At 50.5% G+C, this 16,316-nt stretch carries 17 protein-coding genes; 9 read left to right on the forward strand and 8 right to left on the reverse strand.

The window, feature by feature from the left end; genetic code table 11:
• The 3 genes from ACRCZA_RS05795 to dnaB all read right to left on the reverse strand — a co-directional run.
• A partial coding sequence (locus ACRCZA_RS05795) for a thiopurine S-methyltransferase (protein ID WP_438673518.1) occupies positions 1 to 632 on the reverse strand: 632 nt, incomplete at its 3' end.
• 368 nt (positions 633 to 1,000) lie between these two features.
• The gene (gene alr / locus ACRCZA_RS05800) at positions 1,001 to 2,077 is read right to left on the reverse strand and encodes an alanine racemase (RefSeq protein WP_438673519.1); all 1,077 of its coding nucleotides are present in this window, start codon (positions 2,075 to 2,077) and stop codon (positions 1,001 to 1,003) included.
• 91 nt (positions 2,078 to 2,168) lie between these two features.
• Positions 2,169 to 3,575 carry a replicative DNA helicase gene (gene dnaB, locus ACRCZA_RS05805; RefSeq protein ID WP_438673520.1) on the reverse strand — a complete coding sequence of 469 codons (1,407 nt, stop codon included), beginning with the start codon at positions 3,573 to 3,575 and terminating at the stop codon, positions 2,169 to 2,171.
• Positions 3,576 to 3,700: 125 nt separating this feature from the next.
• Here dnaB and ACRCZA_RS05810 point away from each other — a divergent pair, with 125 nt between their 5' ends.
• The 8 genes from ACRCZA_RS05810 to hydF all read left to right on the forward strand — a co-directional run bounded on the left by ACRCZA_RS05810 (position 3,701) and on the right by hydF (position 13,425).
• Positions 3,701 to 5,899, forward strand: a complete 2,199-nt coding sequence (locus ACRCZA_RS05810) for a S46 family peptidase (RefSeq protein ID WP_438673521.1) — start codon at positions 3,701 to 3,703, stop codon at positions 5,897 to 5,899.
• Between the two features lie 710 nt (positions 5,900 to 6,609).
• Positions 6,610 to 7,842 (forward strand): iron hydrogenase large subunit HydA, encoded by a 1,233-nt coding sequence (gene hydA / locus ACRCZA_RS05815; RefSeq protein ID WP_438673522.1) that lies wholly within the window; start codon positions 6,610 to 6,612, stop codon positions 7,840 to 7,842.
• 13 nt (positions 7,843 to 7,855) lie between these two features.
• A complete protein-coding gene (gene hydB, locus ACRCZA_RS05820; RefSeq protein WP_438673523.1) occupies positions 7,856 to 8,176 on the forward strand; it encodes an iron hydrogenase small subunit HydB in 321 nt (106 codons plus the stop codon).
• A 14-nt stretch (positions 8,177 to 8,190) separates the two neighbouring features.
• The gene (locus tag ACRCZA_RS05825) at positions 8,191 to 8,874 is read left to right on the forward strand and encodes a cytochrome b/b6 domain-containing protein (RefSeq protein WP_438673524.1); all 684 of its coding nucleotides are present in this window, start codon (positions 8,191 to 8,193) and stop codon (positions 8,872 to 8,874) included.
• A 77-nt stretch (positions 8,875 to 8,951) separates the two neighbouring features.
• On the forward strand, positions 8,952 to 10,430 hold the full coding sequence (hydG, locus tag ACRCZA_RS05830; RefSeq protein WP_438673525.1) for a [FeFe] hydrogenase H-cluster radical SAM maturase HydG: 1,479 nt from the start codon (positions 8,952 to 8,954) through the stop codon (positions 10,428 to 10,430).
• Positions 10,431 to 10,467: 37 nt separating this feature from the next.
• Positions 10,468 to 11,139, forward strand: a complete 672-nt coding sequence (locus tag ACRCZA_RS05835) for a hypothetical protein (RefSeq protein WP_438673526.1) — start codon at positions 10,468 to 10,470, stop codon at positions 11,137 to 11,139.
• On the forward strand, positions 11,136 to 12,194 hold the full coding sequence (gene hydE / locus ACRCZA_RS05840) for a [FeFe] hydrogenase H-cluster radical SAM maturase HydE (protein ID WP_438673527.1): 1,059 nt from the start codon (positions 11,136 to 11,138) through the stop codon (positions 12,192 to 12,194). The genes ACRCZA_RS05835 and hydE overlap by 4 nt, the downstream gene beginning before the upstream one ends.
• Positions 12,178 to 13,425 (forward strand): [FeFe] hydrogenase H-cluster maturation GTPase HydF, encoded by a 1,248-nt coding sequence (gene hydF / locus ACRCZA_RS05845; protein WP_438673528.1) that lies wholly within the window; start codon positions 12,178 to 12,180, stop codon positions 13,423 to 13,425. The genes hydE and hydF overlap by 17 nt, the downstream gene beginning before the upstream one ends.
• 79 nt (positions 13,426 to 13,504) lie before the next feature.
• Here hydF and rplI read toward each other — a convergent pair whose 3' ends face one another.
• From rplI to rpsF, 4 genes are read right to left on the reverse strand one after another with little or no spacing between them, the layout of a single operon-like run.
• On the reverse strand, positions 13,505 to 13,957 hold the full coding sequence (gene rplI, locus ACRCZA_RS05850) for a 50S ribosomal protein L9 (RefSeq protein ID WP_438673529.1): 453 nt from the start codon (positions 13,955 to 13,957) through the stop codon (positions 13,505 to 13,507).
• 36 nt (positions 13,958 to 13,993) lie between these two features.
• Positions 13,994 to 14,221, reverse strand: coding sequence for a 30S ribosomal protein S18 (rpsR, locus tag ACRCZA_RS05855; protein WP_006083042.1), 228 nt, complete (start codon positions 14,219 to 14,221; stop codon positions 13,994 to 13,996).
• 11 nt (positions 14,222 to 14,232) lie between these two features.
• Positions 14,233 to 14,538: a primosomal replication protein N gene (priB, locus tag ACRCZA_RS05860; RefSeq protein ID WP_438673530.1), complete on the reverse strand. Its 306-nt coding sequence runs from the start codon at positions 14,536 to 14,538 to the stop codon at positions 14,233 to 14,235.
• A gap of 8 nt (positions 14,539 to 14,546) precedes the next feature.
• Positions 14,547 to 14,942, reverse strand: a complete 396-nt coding sequence (gene rpsF / locus ACRCZA_RS05865; protein WP_438673531.1) for a 30S ribosomal protein S6 — start codon at positions 14,940 to 14,942, stop codon at positions 14,547 to 14,549.
• Positions 14,943 to 15,165: 223 nt separating this feature from the next.
• Here rpsF and ACRCZA_RS05870 point away from each other — a divergent pair, with 223 nt between their 5' ends.
• The gene (locus ACRCZA_RS05870) at positions 15,166 to 15,909 is read left to right on the forward strand and encodes a DUF481 domain-containing protein (protein ID WP_438673532.1); all 744 of its coding nucleotides are present in this window, start codon (positions 15,166 to 15,168) and stop codon (positions 15,907 to 15,909) included.
• A gap of 219 nt (positions 15,910 to 16,128) precedes the next feature.
• Here ACRCZA_RS05870 and ACRCZA_RS05875 read toward each other — a convergent pair.
• On the reverse strand, positions 16,129 to 16,316 hold a 188-nt coding region (locus ACRCZA_RS05875; protein WP_438673533.1), incomplete at its 5' end, for a hypothetical protein.

Raw genomic sequence — 16,316 nt, forward strand, 5'->3', positions numbered from 1 at the left:
GCCTCATTTAACCAAGCGACACCCTTGTTGATAAACCTTGGATTATCCGCCAGCACATCTTGGCAATCGAGCAGTTGGATCTCAAAATCCTCACTGCAATGCGCCTCGATCCAGGTTGGCGACACCGCAAACGGCGGACCGTTTAACGCTTCTTGTGGATAATCTAAGGTGATTAACAAGCCGACACAGCCGGGAGGTAACAAGCTCGCCAGCTGCCTCACATAAGCTAGGCGCATCTCCTCTGGCCAAGCGATTAACGCCGCACGATCATAAAAGCCAGCAACGTCCGCGGTGATCCGAGGATCTAAACTGAAAATATCCCCCTGATACAGACTGATTTGCTCGGTATGATAATGCTGATGTTCGCCTGCAGACGTTCGAGTCATTGCCAGCTGGTTATCACTAAAAAATTGCTGCACCGCCAAGTCATTAAGTTCGCAACCTATCACCTGATGCCCTTGCTCTGCCAAAAAACACATGTCTAATGACTTACCACATAGCGGCACAAACACCCGGCTTGCCGCAGGTAACGCAAGCTGCGGCCAGTAGTGAGCGAGGAACGGATTAATCTGCTGCTGATGAAAACCTATCTGTTGTTGATGCCACTTATCATGCCAAAAATGCGGATCCATGGTGCACTCTCAAAATCCAAAATGGCCCCTACTTTAAGCGTATTTTCAAGAGGATGCAAAGCTGTGACTAAAGCGTTAGTGTGAGTGTCAATGTGGGTGCGAGTGTCGATATGGGGGTGGGTGTGAGTATCAGTGTGAATGTCAGTATTGGCGCTGACTGCCAGCGCCATGGGCGGAAAGTAAGGAGGGGTAGTCGCAGGTCACCGCGCGCCAGCGCCTCTGTGGAGGCAATGCATGTGTAAAGGCAACGCAACAGGCGCGCTGACTAAAGCTATCGTCGCGGATCAATCATCAATCGTCGCTAATGCCCGATATCAGCTTGTAGTCTAACGCTTTTACCTCACCGAGCTTGTGCTTAGCGTGTCAAATTAAGCTAAACACACCGCGACTCTCGGAGTAAGTTTAGTGACCAATTCATAAGCGATAGTGCCAATATGTTCAGCGACTTCTTCCACTGGCAGGGCTTGGCCCCACAGCAGCACATCATCACCCACTTTATCAGGCGCAGCTTGGCCTAAATCCACGGTCAACATATCCATAGACACTCGGCCCACAATCGGCACTCGCCGACCGTTAATCCACACCGGAGTGCCTTCGGGGGCGTTACGCGGATAACCATCACCATAGCCAATTGCGACCACCCCTAAGCGTGTATCTTGCTTGGCGGTCCAATAGCAGCCATAACCCACGGGCTCACCCGCCTGATGATCGCGCACCGCAATCAGGCGGGAGACCAAATTCATCGCGGGGATCAAACCATGATTAGCGCCACAATCGCCGGTCACCGGCGAGACGCCGTACAGCGCAATCCCTGGGCGGATCCAATCCCCTTGGCTTTTAGGCCAGTAAAGCGCACCGGCAGAATTGGCAAGGGTTCTAAAACCTGGCAGGCCGGCCGTTAAGCGCTCAAAGGTGGCCATTTGCACTTGTGTGTAGGCATTGTCAGGCTCATCGGCGCAGGCAAAATGGGTCATCAGATGGATAGGCTTCGCGACGTTGGCGCAGGCCATTAGCCTAGCGTAAACCGTGGCAAATTGCTCCGGCGTCACCCCTAATCTATGCATACCTGAATCCACTTTGAGCCACACGGTCACGGGTTTACTCAACCTGGCCTGCTCAAGCATTTCAATTTGTGATTCATGGTGCACCACAGTGTCAATATCGTGGGCCACCAGCAGGGGAAGATCGGTGGCCCGAAAAAAACCTTCGAGCAATAAGAGCCGCGCCTTAACACCGCCCGCTCGCAGCTCGAGAGCCTCTTCTAACCTTGCCAAACCAAAGCCATCGGCACTGACTAAACAATTGGCAACGTTGAGCAATCCATGGCCATAACCATTGGCTTTGACCACCGCCATCACTTGACTGGCGCTGGCCTGTTGTCGCAGCACCGCTAAATTATGTTGCAGTGCACGACTGCTAATTTCTGCACGGGGAAAAGGTTTCAAAATTTACCTTGTGTATATTGAGAAAAAGTCAGGAATAACATTAAGAAATCGGCCACCTCACCGGGGATAGGCCGCATTATTCACACACCAGTTAATCTTCTTCAAACTGCGGGCCGGCGTAATTATCAAAGCGCGAATATTGCCCTTGGAAGGTTAACCGCACCCGCCCAATCGGGCCGTTACGCTGCTTACCGATAATGATTTCGGCGGTGCCCTTGTCAGGAGAATCGTTGTTATACACTTCATCGCGATAAATAAACATGATGAGATCCGCATCCTGCTCGATAGATCCCGATTCCCGCAAATCCGAGTTCACCGGCCGCTTATCGGCCCGTTGCTCGAGCGAGCGGTTAAGCTGAGATAGGGCAATCACGGGGATCTCCAATTCTTTGGCTAACGCCTTGAGCGAGCGTGAAATTTCAGCGATTTCTAGGGTACGATTATCGGATAATGCCGGCACTTGCATCAATTGCAAATAGTCGACCATGATCATCGATAGCCCGCCATGTTCACGGGCGATACGCCGAGCGCGGCTACGCACTTCGGTCGGGGTTAAGCCTGAGCCATCGTCGATATACATCTTGCCTTGCTCGAGCATGATCCCCATGGTCGAGGATACTCGCGCCCAATCCTCATCATCGAGCTGACCAGTACGGATTTTGGTTTGATCAACGCGCCCAAGGGAGGCAAGCATACGCATCATGATCTGCTCTGAGGGCATCTCCAGACTAAAAATCAGCACGGGCTTATCTTCATTCATCGCCGCCTGCTCACACAGGTTCATCGCAAACGTCGTTTTACCCATGGACGGACGCGCCGCAACGATGATCAAATCGCCGGATTGGAAACCCGCAGTCATTTTATCCAGATCGCTAAAACCACTGGAGACCCCGGTCACACCGTTATGGGGGTTGTTATAGAGCTGCTCAATTTTATCGACGGTTTTTTCAAGAATGGATTTAATACCTTCAGGACCTTCGTTAGCGTTGGTGCGCTGCTCGGCAATTTTAAAGACTTTACTCTCGGCTAAATCCAGCAAAGCGCCAGAATCGCGCCCTTCGGGATTGTAACCAGCATCGGCAATTTCATGGGCGACACGGATCATCTCGCGCACCACGGCCCGCTCGCGCACAATTTCGGCGTAGGAGACAATGTTGCCAGCGCTGGGGGTATTTTTGGCAATTTCACCTAAATAGGCAAAGCCGCCGGCTTCTTCAAGCTGATTTTCAAGCTCAAGCTGCTCAGAAACGGTGATAAGGTCAATGGGCTGGCTGGTCTCAACCAAGCGGTGCATCGCGGCAAAAATCATCCGATGGGAGCGGGAGTAAAAGTCTTCTTTTACCACGGTCTCAGCCACTTTATCCCAAGCGTCGGCGTCTAACATGAGGCCGCCTAATACCGATTGTTCAGCCTCAATAGAATGCGGTGGCAGCTTGAGTCCATCGAGCTGCAAATCCCTTGGCTTACTTTTAGGCTTAAAAGCACCTTGTTGTGACATTAACACTCCCGATTTCCAACAACTTAACAAAATATGATATAAAACCCGCAGCAAGCAAACAGGCCTTAACACTCACCTGTTACCCTACTTCCCACGGACACGCTAACAATAAATAAGGAAAAAACATGCGTATTGCATTCGTTGCGGCCACAGTGCTGACCTGCGGCATAGCAACTGCCGATGAAGGACAATGGCAACCTTATCAAATGCCTTCAATTGCAAACAAACTCAGTGAACGCGGAATTAACATCCCTGCTGAACAACTGGCCGATCTCACCCGCTATCCGATGAACGCCGTTGTCGGGCTGGGCTATTGTACCGCCAGTTTTGTCTCCCCCCAAGGCCTAGTTGTGACAAACCATCATTGTGCCTACAAGGCGATTCAATTTAACACCACCCAAGAGCACAACTATCTTGCCGAGGGCTTTTTAGCTCGCACGCGAGAGCAAGAACCGTCCGCAGGCCCCAATGAGCGTTTATATATTACAGAGGAGGTCACCGATGTCACCGCGGCGGTGACACAGGATTTAAGCCAAGATCCCCTCCGCCGTTATGAGCAGATCCAAACCCACAGTAAAGCGCTGATCAAAGCCTGTGAAGCCGATGAGAACTATCGCTGTAATGTGCGCAGTTTTCATCACGGCTTAGAATATTACTTAATTAAGCAGTTGATGATCCGCGATGTGCGCCTTGTTTATGCGCCGCCTGAAAGCGTGGGCGGCTATGGTGGTGATATTGATAACTACGAGTATCCACGCCATTCGGGGGATTTTGCCTTTTTGCGGGCCTATGTGGGCAAAGACGGCAAACCCGCAGCCTTTAGCCATGAAAACATTCCCTACCAACCTAAAAGCTATTTAAAAGTGAATGCCGACGGGGTTAAGGCGGGCGACGGCGTTTTTGTGGCGGGCTATCCCGGCACCACCAGCCGCTATAACCTCACCAGCGAACTTAAATTTGCCAGCACTTGGTTGTACCCAACCCAAGCCAAACGCTATCAATTACAGATTGATACCATCGAAGGCATGGGGCAAAACGATGCCGACATCGCCATTAAATACGCCGGCACTATGGCCTCGATGGCCAATCGCATGAAAAAGCTTAACGGCCTATTAGCGGGTTTTAAAGCCACCGATATCGTCGCCATCAAACAGGGCCGTGAAAATGACTTTTTAGCCTGGCTTAAGCAAAACCCCACGCTCAATCAACAACTCATTGCTGAGCTGGAGCTGTTGCTCGCCGAGCAGCAACAACAAACACAGCAGCATTACTATTTCACTAACGCCCAATCGAGCACCCTATTAACAGCAGCAACGACCCTGTATCGCCTCGCCAAAGAACGGCAAAAGCCCGATGCCGAACGCGAAATGGGTTATCAGGAGCGCGATATTGCCCTGTTAAGCGCCCGACTCAAGCGCATCGACTCTAGCTTTGCGGTAAGCGTGGATAAAACCCTGTGGCTGCAAGATTTACATGCTTACCTTGACCAAGCCAATCGCGTTGCCGCTCTAGATACTGCGCTGGGGGGAACCCCTAAGGCTCACGAACTTGAAGCCACACTCGATGGTTGGTACTCACTCACCACCCTGACCTTGCAAGCTAAGCGCCTAGCGTGGCTCAATGCCGATGCCAGCGCCTTTGAAAGCAGTACCGATCCGTTTATTCGCCTTGCCGTTGCACTTTACGACAGTAATATGGCCCAGGAAAAAGCCGAAAAAACCTTGGAAGGCAAACTCTCTATCGCCCGTCCTGCCTATATGGCGGCGATCATTGAGTATTACAAAGCCAATCAATGGCCAGTGTACCCCGATGCTAACGGAACACTGCGTATCAGCTACGGCATAGTCGATGGCTATCAGTCGCGCGATGCGCTGTATAAACAGCCCTTTACACGACTGGATGGGATTGTCGCCAAACACACTGGCGTAGAGCCCTACAATGCCCCACAAAAACTGCTTAACGCCATTCAAGCGCAGCGCTTTGGTGAGCATAACGTGGCCGCGGTTTATCAGGATCCTCGCAGCTGGCTTTGCAAGCTGTTGTCTTGCCAAGCTAAACCCGAAGCATTTAACTCAGTCCCGGTTAACTTTTTATCCAGCGTGGATACCACTGGCGGTAATTCAGGCTCACCAATGTTTAATGGTAACGGCGAGTTAGTGGGTCTTAACTTCGATTCCACCTATGAGGCGATCACTAAGGATTGGTTCTTCAACCCGACGATTACCCGTGCCATCCATGTCGATATTCGCTATATCCTGTGGATGATGGCTGAGGTCGACCACGCCGATAATCTTATTCAAGAATTGGAGCTAGTCCGCAACTAGTCGCACAGGCTTGTTCATCAACGCCGCCCATTGAAAGCATTCATGGGCGGTTTTTACCAAGCTCACCGTCAACACCCATTGACGATTCCAACTGAATATCAGCTAATTCCCAGCAAATAAATACTCAAGTGATTATGATGCATTTAATAAGCATTTAATTATGTTATCCGTTTATTTAAACGGATTATCAGCGCAATTCCCCCTCTATTTTATAATGCATTTAATAAGCATCAATTTACGCCATTACATTATTACTCATTTATTCATCGACGATGGTTATCGCGCGCACCAAATGAATAACCAAGGCCAATAGGACAATTTGACTGCGCCTTAAATACGCTTGGTGACCCCTGTCGCATTTTACAAAAATCGCAAAAATTAATTGCAGAATTTGCAATTCTCGATTTAGTAAAACACGTTAAATCAGATGGTTAAAATAAAAACTTTTCAATGAAATTTACCGCGAAAATAGAGTAATCGCGTTAAATTCATAAAAATTTATAAAAATATCTAAAATAACCTTCGAAAATAACTGCCTCAGGGCAAAACTTGACCCAGCGCAATTTTGTTTATTTTTTCATTCCCTATACTTTGCCCCGCAATATAAAAACAACTTATAAACAAGCTTTTGCGATAAACATAAGCTGCCTTACACACCTAAATAACTCTACAGATGCCGTTAGAGTGACAGATGAGGAACGCAAAATCCTATGACAGCGACGACTTATCAACCGGGAGAAATCCAGGGACTGATCAAGATTAATGCAGACAAGTGCAAGGGTTGTGATGCTTGCAAAAAATTCTGCCCTACCGATGCCATTATGGGGGCCTCTGGCGCCGCCCATGAAATCGATCAAGAGAAGTGCCTAAGCTGTGGCCAATGCATGGTCAACTGCCCCTTTAGTGCAATTGAAGACACCCACAGCGCCCTCGAAACTGTGATTAAAAAGCTCGCCGATAGCAACACCACTGTGGTTGGGATTATCGCCCCTGCGGTGCGTGTGGCCATTGGTGAAGAGTTTGGGCTCGATACTGGCTCCTTAGTCACAGGTAAACTGTATGGCGCGATGAACCAAGCGGGCTTTAAGATTTTTGACTGTAACTTTGCTGCCGATTTAACCATCATGGAAGAAGGCAGTGAGTTCATTCACCGCTTACATGCCACCGTCAAAGGCGAGCCTAACGCGGGCGCGCTACCGCAATTTACCTCCTGCTGTCCGGGCTGGGTGCGTTATTTAGAAACCCACTATCCCAATTTATTACCGCACCTGTCGACGGCAAAATCGCCGCAACAAATGGCGGGCGCGGTCGCGAAGACCTATGGCGCCAAAGTCTATAACATGCAGCCGGAAAAGATCTTCACTGTCTCGGTCATGCCATGTACCTCGAAAAAAGTCGAGGCCTCACGCCCTGAGTTTAACTCCGCATGGAAATATCATCAGCAGCATGGAGCCAATAACGAGTCTTATCAAGATATTGATGCGGTACTCACCACCCGCGAGATGGCGCAGCTGCTCAAGCTACTCAATATTGATTTAGCCAACACCGCGGAATACCAAGGCGATAGCCTGTTCTCTGAATACACCGGCGCAGGCACCATTTTTGGGACCACTGGCGGCGTGATGGAAGCCGCCCTGCGTACCGCCCATAAAGTGCTGACTGGCAGCGAAATGGCCAAATTAGAGTTTGAGCCAGTGCGTGGACTCGAGGGCGTTAAAGAAGCCGCGGTGACTCTGTACGATAACCATTTGAATCAAGACGTTACCATCAATGTCGCCGTTATTCACGACATGGGCCACAACGTTGAACCTATCCTGCGGGATATTATGGCCGGCACCTCACCCTATCACTTTATTGAAGTGATGAACTGTGCGGGCGGCTGCGTCAACGGCGGCGGACAACCCATTGACGGCTCAGGCTCTGCTTGGATTGGCAATCTGTAATAAGGACTAGGTAATGAGTAAGAAAACCCATTTATTCGCCGAGGACAGTTTTTTCCTGTCACGCCGTAAATTCATGGCCGTAGGTGCCGCGTTTATTGCGGTGCTCGCCATCCCCGTCGGCTGGTTTAGCAGCAGGCTGGCCCAGCGCAACGACTACATTAAGGCACGTAGCCGCGGCCTATATCAGGATGACGCGCTGGCCACACGCCGCGTCAGCCATGCCAATCCGGCGGTTGAAAAATACTACAAAGAATTTGGTGGCGAGCCACTGGGACACATGTCCCACGAGTTGCTGCACACCCACTTTGTTGACCGCACTAAGCTTACGTCTTAATTGGAGATATCGATATGCATCAACAACACGATATGCGCCCCATTTTAAAACATCCGTTAAATGTGCGGATCTTCCACTACATTTTGCTATTGAGCTTTTTACCGCTGGCGGCCACAGGATTACTGTTATTCCTGAAACCGCTGTCGCAAGAAGCGATGCAACTGACCTATGATGTGCACATTGTTGCAGGGATTATCATGTCCCTCGATGCCGTAGCCTTTACCATCATGGCCTTTGATCGGGTGGTGTTATTTATCGCCCGCGTGTTTAGCTTCTCCATGCGCGACGTCAAATGGTTTATGGTACTCGGCGGCTACCCACAAAAATTCCTGCTGGGTAAAAAAGTGCCTGTACCACCGATGAACAAATACAACTCAGGCCAAAAGCTGTTCGGCGCCTGCGTGTTAATCGGCGGCACACTGCTGATTTTATCAGGCCTAGTGCTGTGGTTAATTCCTCATGCTGCGCCGCGAGATCTGGTGTGGTTTTTAGGTCAAGCCCACCTCATTTCTGGCCTTGTCCTCACCGCGTTTTTACCCGTGCACCTGTTCCTTGCGGTCTATCGCTTTGACGACTTCAAGGCCATGATGGTCCATGGCAATGTGCCCTACCATGATGCGGCTGAGTACACCCCGCTTTGGGTAAAACATGAGATAGCCCCGGTTGCCAGCAGCGGCGATCAACTCGCGAGTAAATAACTCACCTTACTCTGCGCGGCAGGGCGACCCAGCTCGCCCAGCCGCTTTTTTCTCCATCAGCAAGAGCACTGCCCGTTATGAGCTCAAACGAACACGCATCATCACACGAACACGAACCTACACACGAACACGGCCATACCATCAGTCTTAAAGACTATAACCCGCATGTCAGTTTTATTGATGACCAAGCCATCTGGGACACCATCAACCATGCCAGCAACCCCAGCGCTGAGCAGGTCAACGCCGTGCTCGATAAAGCGCGCCAGTGCCAAGGCTTAAGCATCAGCGAAACGGCAATCCTGCTGCAAAATCAAGATAAAACCTTAGATGAAGCCCTGTTTGCGGTCGCTCGGGAGATTAAAAACGTCATCTATGGCAATCGGATTGTGATGTTTGCCCCGCTCTATGTATCCAACCACTGCGCCAACAGCTGCAGCTACTGCGGTTTTAACGCCGATAACCATGAACTTAAACGTAAAACCCTCAAACAGGATGAAATACGCCAAGAGGTCAAAGTGTTGGAGGAGATGGGCCACAAACGCATCCTTGCGGTTTATGGGGAGCACCCACGCAATAACGTCAATGCGATTGTGGAGAGCATCCAAACCATGTACAGCGTAAAACATGGTGAGGGCGGCGAAATTCGCCGGATCAATGTCAACTGCGCCCCAATGAGCGTGGATGACTTTAAAGTATTAAAAACCGCCGCCATTGGCACCTACCAATGTTTTCAAGAAACCTACCATCAAGCAACCTATGAAAAGGTGCACTTAAAAGGTAAAAAAACCGACTATCTCTATCGTCTCTACGCCATGCATAGAGCCATGGAGGCAGGGATTGATGATGTGGGGATTGGCGCACTGTTTGGCTTATACGACCACAGATTCGAACTCCTTGCACTGCTAACCCACGCCCACCAAATGGAGCAAGATTGCGGTGTTGGCCCCCATACGATTTCTTTCCCGCGGATCGAGCCCGCCCACGGCTCAGCCATCAGCGAAAGGCCGCCTTTTGAGGTCGACGATGACTGCTTTAAGCGCATTGTCGCAATAACCCGCCTTGCCGTGCCCTACACCGGCCTTATCATGAGCACCCGCGAAAGCGCAGCGCTGCGTAAAGAACTGCTCGAACTTGGCGTATCGCAAATCAGTGCAGGCTCACGCACCGCCCCCGGAGGCTATCAAGATAGCCAAGCAGATCAGCACGATGCCGAGCAGTTCAGTCTAGGCGATCACCGCAGTATGGATGAAATTATCTATGAGCTGGTGACGGAGTCTGATGCCATTCCTTCCTTCTGCACGGGCTGTTACCGCAAAGGCCGCACGGGCGATCACTTTATGGGGCTCGCTAAACAGCAATTTATCGGTAAATTCTGCCAGCCGAACGCTTTGATCACCTTCAAGGAATACTTAAATGATTATGCCGGCGAAAAAACCCGTGAAGCGGGTCATGCGTTAATCGAGCGCGAGCTGGCCAAAATGAGCCCTTCAAGGGCACGTAATGTGCGCAGCTGCTTAGCGAAAACCGATGCCGGTGAGCGCGACATCTATTTATAAAATAAGCACTATGGGTAAAAATAAGAGCTATCGATACATGCCACACTCAGCCAATGAGCCAACCTGCCTTGGTCAACACGGTATTCAAGTGCATGCGGGGCTGACACTCCCCGCATTGGTTGATGCCATCGCCAACGCGCAACAGATTGTGCTGCATGCAGCGATCTACAGCAATTTTGCGCACAACGAGATAGGTGAGCAGCTGTTTTGCAAGCTGCAAGATAATAGCGTCCACAAACTCACCATCATTAGCCTTGCGCCCCCCAGCGCATGGCACAGGGAGTTTGCGGCGGTGCTGCGCCCTTCGATGCCACTGGCAGAGGTGGAAGCGCTCTACGAGCGCTCCCACAACTGGTGCTTACAGCTTAAACAGCGCTTCCCCGATCGCGTACAGCTAATATCCACTCAAGCTCTCGCTTTTCAACCGATACTCTTGATTGGCGACCGCCTCTTTGCCGGACATTACGCCCATAGCACGCTCACCAGTGCCGAGGGGATTTGGTTAGAATTTAATGCCGTGCAATTAGGCTTTGAGGCCAATAGCCTGCACCTCAGGTTGCAAGCAGGCACGCCAGCAACAGCAAGCGCGGCGACGCCCGAAAAACACCACCCGTGGATGGCAGCGCTAGGGCGCTATGTTGAAGAATGCCGCCAGGCCATGCATACCTTTGAACACAAAGATATTCCTCCTGCCGGAGCCCTACAATGATCCCCCTTGAGGAACCGACAATACAGGCATCAAAGCTAAAGGCGTATCAATTTGATCTCGCCACCCTCATCGCCCTGCTCCAAGGGCAAGAGGATGACTGGCTATTTCATGAAGCCAAACAAGCCACCGAGTTAAGCTTTAACGGCCAAGTGTATTTGCGCGGGATAGTTGAATTTTCAAACCACTGCCGCAACGATTGCCACTATTGTGGACTGCGCAGCGCTAATCGCGCGGTAAAACGTTATCGACTCTCCTTTGATGAGATCCTTCACGCCGTCGATACTATTGCTAAACTCGGCCTGGGCACTGTGGTCCTGCAATCGGGGGACGACTTTCATTACCGCGCCGAGACCATCAGCCGGCTAATAGGCGAAATTAAGCAGCGCCATGATATGGCCATCACCCTCTCCCTGGGCGATAGAAAGTTAACCGAGCTGAAACAGTGGCGCGACGCGGGAGCCGACCGCTATCTGCTCAAAATGGAAACCTTCGATCGCAAGCTCTTTGCCCGCTGTCGCCCGAAGGCCGATTTTGATGAACGCCTTGCCAGACTGGAATACCTGCAAGCCTTAGGCTTTCAAACCGGCTCAGGGATCATCACCCATTTACCCGGCATGACCGATGAGATCCTTGCGCGCGACCTTCAAATATTAAGTCGCATGCAGCTGGACATGCTGGCCTGCGGCCCTTTTATCGCCCACAGCCAAACCCCCTTTGCCGACCAACCCAATGGCAGCATCCTAACCAGCCATCGGGTCAGCGCTATCCTGCGGTTAATGAACCCCGGCGCGAATATCCCCGCCACCAGCTCCCTTGACGCTCTAAGCCAAGGCGCGAGGGAACTCGCACTCAAGCGGGGCTGCAACGTCATCATGCCCTCGTTTACCCCAGAAGCGGTTTACGCCAATTACAGCATTTATCCGGGTAAAAACACGGCCAACCACCACGGTCAGCAACGATTGACGCAACTCTGCCAACAACTCTATGCCCACGGGCTTACGCCCTCTTTTACCCGTGGTGATGCAAAAAGGAATCTCTATGTGCCAAGGCATTAATCCATCAGACAGCCCCAATGCAGCGCAATCGGCGCCACGGGGAATGCGTTACCATATCGCCCTCGTAGGCAGGCGCAATGCCGGTAAATCATCCCTGCTCAACATGCTGGCAAATCAGTCCATTTCTATCGTGTCTGATATTAAAGGCACCACGACAGATGCGGTCGCCAAAGCTTACGAATTGCAACCCTTAGGCCCTGTGACGTTTTATGATACCGCGGGGATTGATGATGAGGGCGAGCTAGGCGCTTTGCGGATTAACGCCACGCGCAAGGTGCTTTGCCGCGCCGACATGGCGCTGCTGATCACCGACGAGCAGGGGCTAGGCCACGCCGATATGGCGCTGCTGGATGATATGCTAGCCATGGCGATCCCTATCCTCGTCGTTTTTAACAAAGCCGATATCTGTAGCCCCAAGGCCGAAGATATCGCCTTTTGCCAGGCCAAACAGTTGCCTTTTATTGCCGTCTCAGCAACCACAGGTTTAGCCGCCAATGCCCTAAAACAATTACTCGTCGAGCTCGCCCCGGCGGAGTATAAACAAGAGCCCCTATTAGCAGGCGATCTATACCAAGCGGGGGATATTATCCTGTGTGTGGTCCCGATCGATACGGCCGCACCAAAGGGGCGCTTGATCCTGCCGCAGGTACAAATCTTGCGTGAAGCCTTAGATAATCATGCCATGGCGATGGTGGTTAAAGAGACCGAGTTAGCCACGGCACTGGACGCGTTCGCCATGCCCCCCAAGTTGATTATCAGCGATGCGCAAGTCATCAAGCAGGTTGCCGCTATCACGCCAGAATCGATACCACTCACCACCTTCTCCACCATTTTTGCGCGCTTTAAAGGGGATTTATCCGTGCTGGTGCAAGGAGCGGAGCAACTCGACCACCTCCAAGATGGCGACCATATCCTGATAAGCGAGGCCTGTAGCCACAATGTTCAAGAAGAGGATATCGGTAGAGTAAAACTGCCTCAGTGGATCCAAACCTACAGCGGCAAACGACTGAGCTTTAGCGTCACCTCTGGCCATGACTTTCCCGATAATCTCGAGCAATTTGCCCTCGTACTCCACTGCGGTGCCTGTATGTTTAATCGCACCGAAATGCTCCGGCGCATCCGCGAGTGCCAACGTCGCCAAGTACCGATCACTAACTACGGCGTCGCCATCTCAAAATTACAGGGCGTATTACCGCGGATCTTAGCCCCATTTCACCCCAAGAATGAGTAAACCTGCCAACGATGGCTGAATTTGCCCCATAAAAAAACACCGCCGAGGCGGTGTTTTTTTAGTTTAAAGCGGTATGTAATTAAGCTTCTGCAACAATAGAAACTTTAACAACAGCTTTAACTTCAGTGTGTAACTGAACTTCAACTTCGAAGTCGCCAGTAGTACGCAGCGCGCCTAATGGTAAACGAACTTCTGATTTAGCCAGCTCAACACCAGCAGCAGTTACTGCATCAGCGATGTCACGGTTGCCAACTGAACCAAACAGTTTGCCTTCATCACCCGCTTTAGAAGCAATAACAACAGCTTCCAGAGCAGCGATTTTCTCAGCACGTTGGTTTGCAGCAGCCAGATCAGCAGCTAATTTAGCTTCTAATTCAGCGCGACGAGCTTCAAATACTTTCACGTTGCTTTCGTTAGCAACAACAGCTTTACCTTGTGGCAGCAGGTAGTTACGAGCGTAACCAGCCTTAACTGACACTTGGTCACCCAAGTTACCTAGGTTAGCGATTTTATCAAGCAGAATAACGTTCATTATCAAATCCTCTATATTCGATTAGGAATACTGCAATTACTGATGTAAATCAGTGTATGGCAGTAGAGAAAGATAACGAGCACGCTTGATAGCGCGAGCTAGTTGGCGCTGATATTTAGCACTAGTACCAGTGATACGGCTTGGAACAATCTTGCCGCTTTCAGTGATGTAGTTCTTTAAAGTAACGATATCTTTGTAATCAATTTCTGCAACACCTTCAGCGGTGAAACGGCAGAACTTGCGACGACGGAAATAACGTGCCATGTGACAGTCTCCTAAGTTTTCAATTCGACATTTTCGGCATGGATAACTAAGCGATTTTGGCCATTGCGCCCCTGTTGCAGGGTCATAAAGCCTTGTACTTGTACTTCCACACCAGCTTTCAGATTGTCTGCGACGCTTTCAAAGCGCGGGCCACTCAATACCACTTGTATTTGTACGTAGACATTGCGGAGCATATCTGCTTCATAACGCTGCGATTTGTGTTCTAGCATCATCACACAATGTGCAATGCCTGCTGGGCTTTTAAAGCATCTGGAACGGGTTATGGTTCCGGATAACACCAAGTTATTGGTGGTCACAGATAAACTTACTCAGCGATTTCTTCAGCGTTAGCTTCATCATATGAGCGTTCGCCAGCTGGGCCACGACGTGAATCGCGCTCATCTCTAGCTTTAGCCATTGGAGATGCTTCAGTAATTGCAGTTTTAGTGCGCATTACCATGTTACGCAGAACTGCGTCGTTGAAACGGAAAGCTGTTTCTAGCTCTTCGATCGTTTCTGCAGTAGCTTCAACGTTCATCAGAACGTAGTGAGCTTTGTGCAGATCTTGGATTGGGTAAGCCAGTTGACGACGGCCCCAATCTTCTAAACGGTGGATTTTGCCGTTAGCTTCGGTGATAGCACCGGTGTAACGCTCAATCATACCTGGTACTTGTTCACTTTGATCTGGGTGAACCATAAATACGATTTCGTAATGACGCATTTATTGCTCCTTACGGTTATGTAGCCTCGTTATTGGCTCAGTCACACCAAATAGAGGCAAGGAACGAAAATAGTGACTGATTTGAGCGCGAGATAGTACAGAAAGCAGACGGGAAACTCAAGCAATAACTTTGCCGACACCACCATTACAGGTATGATGCCTCCCTCTGTTCGCTCGCGGGCAGATAAGCGAGCACCAATCCGTCAACCAAGAAGCCCACATAATGTTAAAAGTCTTTATTAGCGTGAGTCTTTTGCTCCTGTCATTGCCAGTCGCAGCACTGGTGCCGCCCGATTATCAAGAGCCGCCCACAGGCTTTACCGCCGAGGTAGAGGCCGGGTTACAGCTCAATACTGGCAACACGGAGTCCGGCAACTTTAACGGCCGCACTCAACTGATTTTCGATACCAAGCGCACCACCCAAGAAGCTATTTTAAAAGCCTATTTTGCTTCTGAGCAAAAAACGACGACCTCTGAAAAATACGATCTGCAACTCCAGTCAAACTATAAGCTGCACAAAGGCTATATTTTTGGGCGTGGCGATTTTACTTGGGATCAATTCAGTAGCTACACAAGAATTACTACAGTATCAACTGGTTATGGATTTAATGCCATCAGCAGTTATCGCACCAAACTCAGCCTCGAACTGGGTCCCGGTTATCGCTATAACTTACCCGCAGAATCGGCCAGCGAATTAACCCACGAGGCCGAGCGCGATGTCATCCTGCGCACTGCGGCTAAAGTGTCACAAAAGCTGCAGGAATACAGCAGCCTCAATGCCGACCTCACCGCCGAAATCGGTGAATCTAACAACACCCTGACCTTAGATATGAATTACAAAAACCTCGTATTTCAAGATTGGGCCTTTAAGATCGGCATGAACATTAAATATACCGCCCAAGTGCCCGAGGGCAGCCAGCGCACGGACACCATCACCACCTTCAACCTCCTCTACACCTTTAGGTGATCTCCCTTGGCGCTTAGCCCCGATAACCTGTGGTTGTGGTCGTGGTTGTAGTTACGAAATAAAGTTAGTTACAAACGAGAGTGAAATAAATCGGTTAACTTGGCAGGTTTGTGCCGCTGGCATAACTCGCAGAGTCAATCGACATCGCTTAACTTCCCGTAAGGCACTGAGAAGGCCCCGTTCAGAGGCGGGACTGGGCGGAACTCGCATAGGCTTATCTCAACACGCCAGTCTCAACACGCCGGTCTGGGCACCGCGCGGCCTAGACGCGCCATTCGGCTCGCCAATATCCGCACTCCAATGGCAACACACCCACAACTGCAGCGAGTCTGAACTCAATTCGTGATCGACACAAAAAAATAAAACTATTTGATAATGAATAACAAGTTGCAACACCGCAACAACAC

The organism is Shewanella sp. (assembly GCF_051658185.1).
GTDB lineage: Bacteria > Pseudomonadota > Gammaproteobacteria > Enterobacterales > Shewanellaceae > Shewanella.

Bases quoted from the DNA above. Each gene is read 5' to 3' on its own strand.
- rpsF (WP_438673531.1), bottom strand. From the start codon at position 14,942: ATGCGTCATTACGAAATCGTATTTATGGTTCACCCAGATCAAAGTGAA.
- rplI (WP_438673529.1), bottom strand. From the start codon at position 13,957: ATGAACGTTATTCTGCTTGATAAAATCGCTAACCTAGGTAACTTGGGT.
- hydF (WP_438673528.1), top strand. From the start codon at position 12,178: ATGTGCCAAGGCATTAATCCATCAGACAGCCCCAATGCAGCGCAATCG.
- hydA (WP_438673522.1), top strand. From the start codon at position 6,610: ATGACAGCGACGACTTATCAACCGGGAGAAATCCAGGGACTGATCAAG.
- hydE (WP_438673527.1), top strand. From the start codon at position 11,136: ATGATCCCCCTTGAGGAACCGACAATACAGGCATCAAAGCTAAAGGCG.
- ACRCZA_RS05810 (WP_438673521.1), top strand. From the start codon at position 3,701: ATGCGTATTGCATTCGTTGCGGCCACAGTGCTGACCTGCGGCATAGCA.
- ACRCZA_RS05835 (WP_438673526.1), top strand. From the start codon at position 10,468: ATGCCACACTCAGCCAATGAGCCAACCTGCCTTGGTCAACACGGTATT.
- rpsR (WP_006083042.1), bottom strand. From the start codon at position 14,221: ATGGCACGTTATTTCCGTCGTCGCAAGTTCTGCCGTTTCACCGCTGAA.
- dnaB (WP_438673520.1), bottom strand. From the start codon at position 3,575: ATGTCACAACAAGGTGCTTTTAAGCCTAAAAGTAAGCCAAGGGATTTG.
- hydB (WP_438673523.1), top strand. From the start codon at position 7,856: ATGAGTAAGAAAACCCATTTATTCGCCGAGGACAGTTTTTTCCTGTCA.
- hydG (WP_438673525.1), top strand. From the start codon at position 8,952: ATGAGCTCAAACGAACACGCATCATCACACGAACACGAACCTACACAC.
- ACRCZA_RS05870 (WP_438673532.1), top strand. From the start codon at position 15,166: ATGTTAAAAGTCTTTATTAGCGTGAGTCTTTTGCTCCTGTCATTGCCA.
- ACRCZA_RS05825 (WP_438673524.1), top strand. From the start codon at position 8,191: ATGCATCAACAACACGATATGCGCCCCATTTTAAAACATCCGTTAAAT.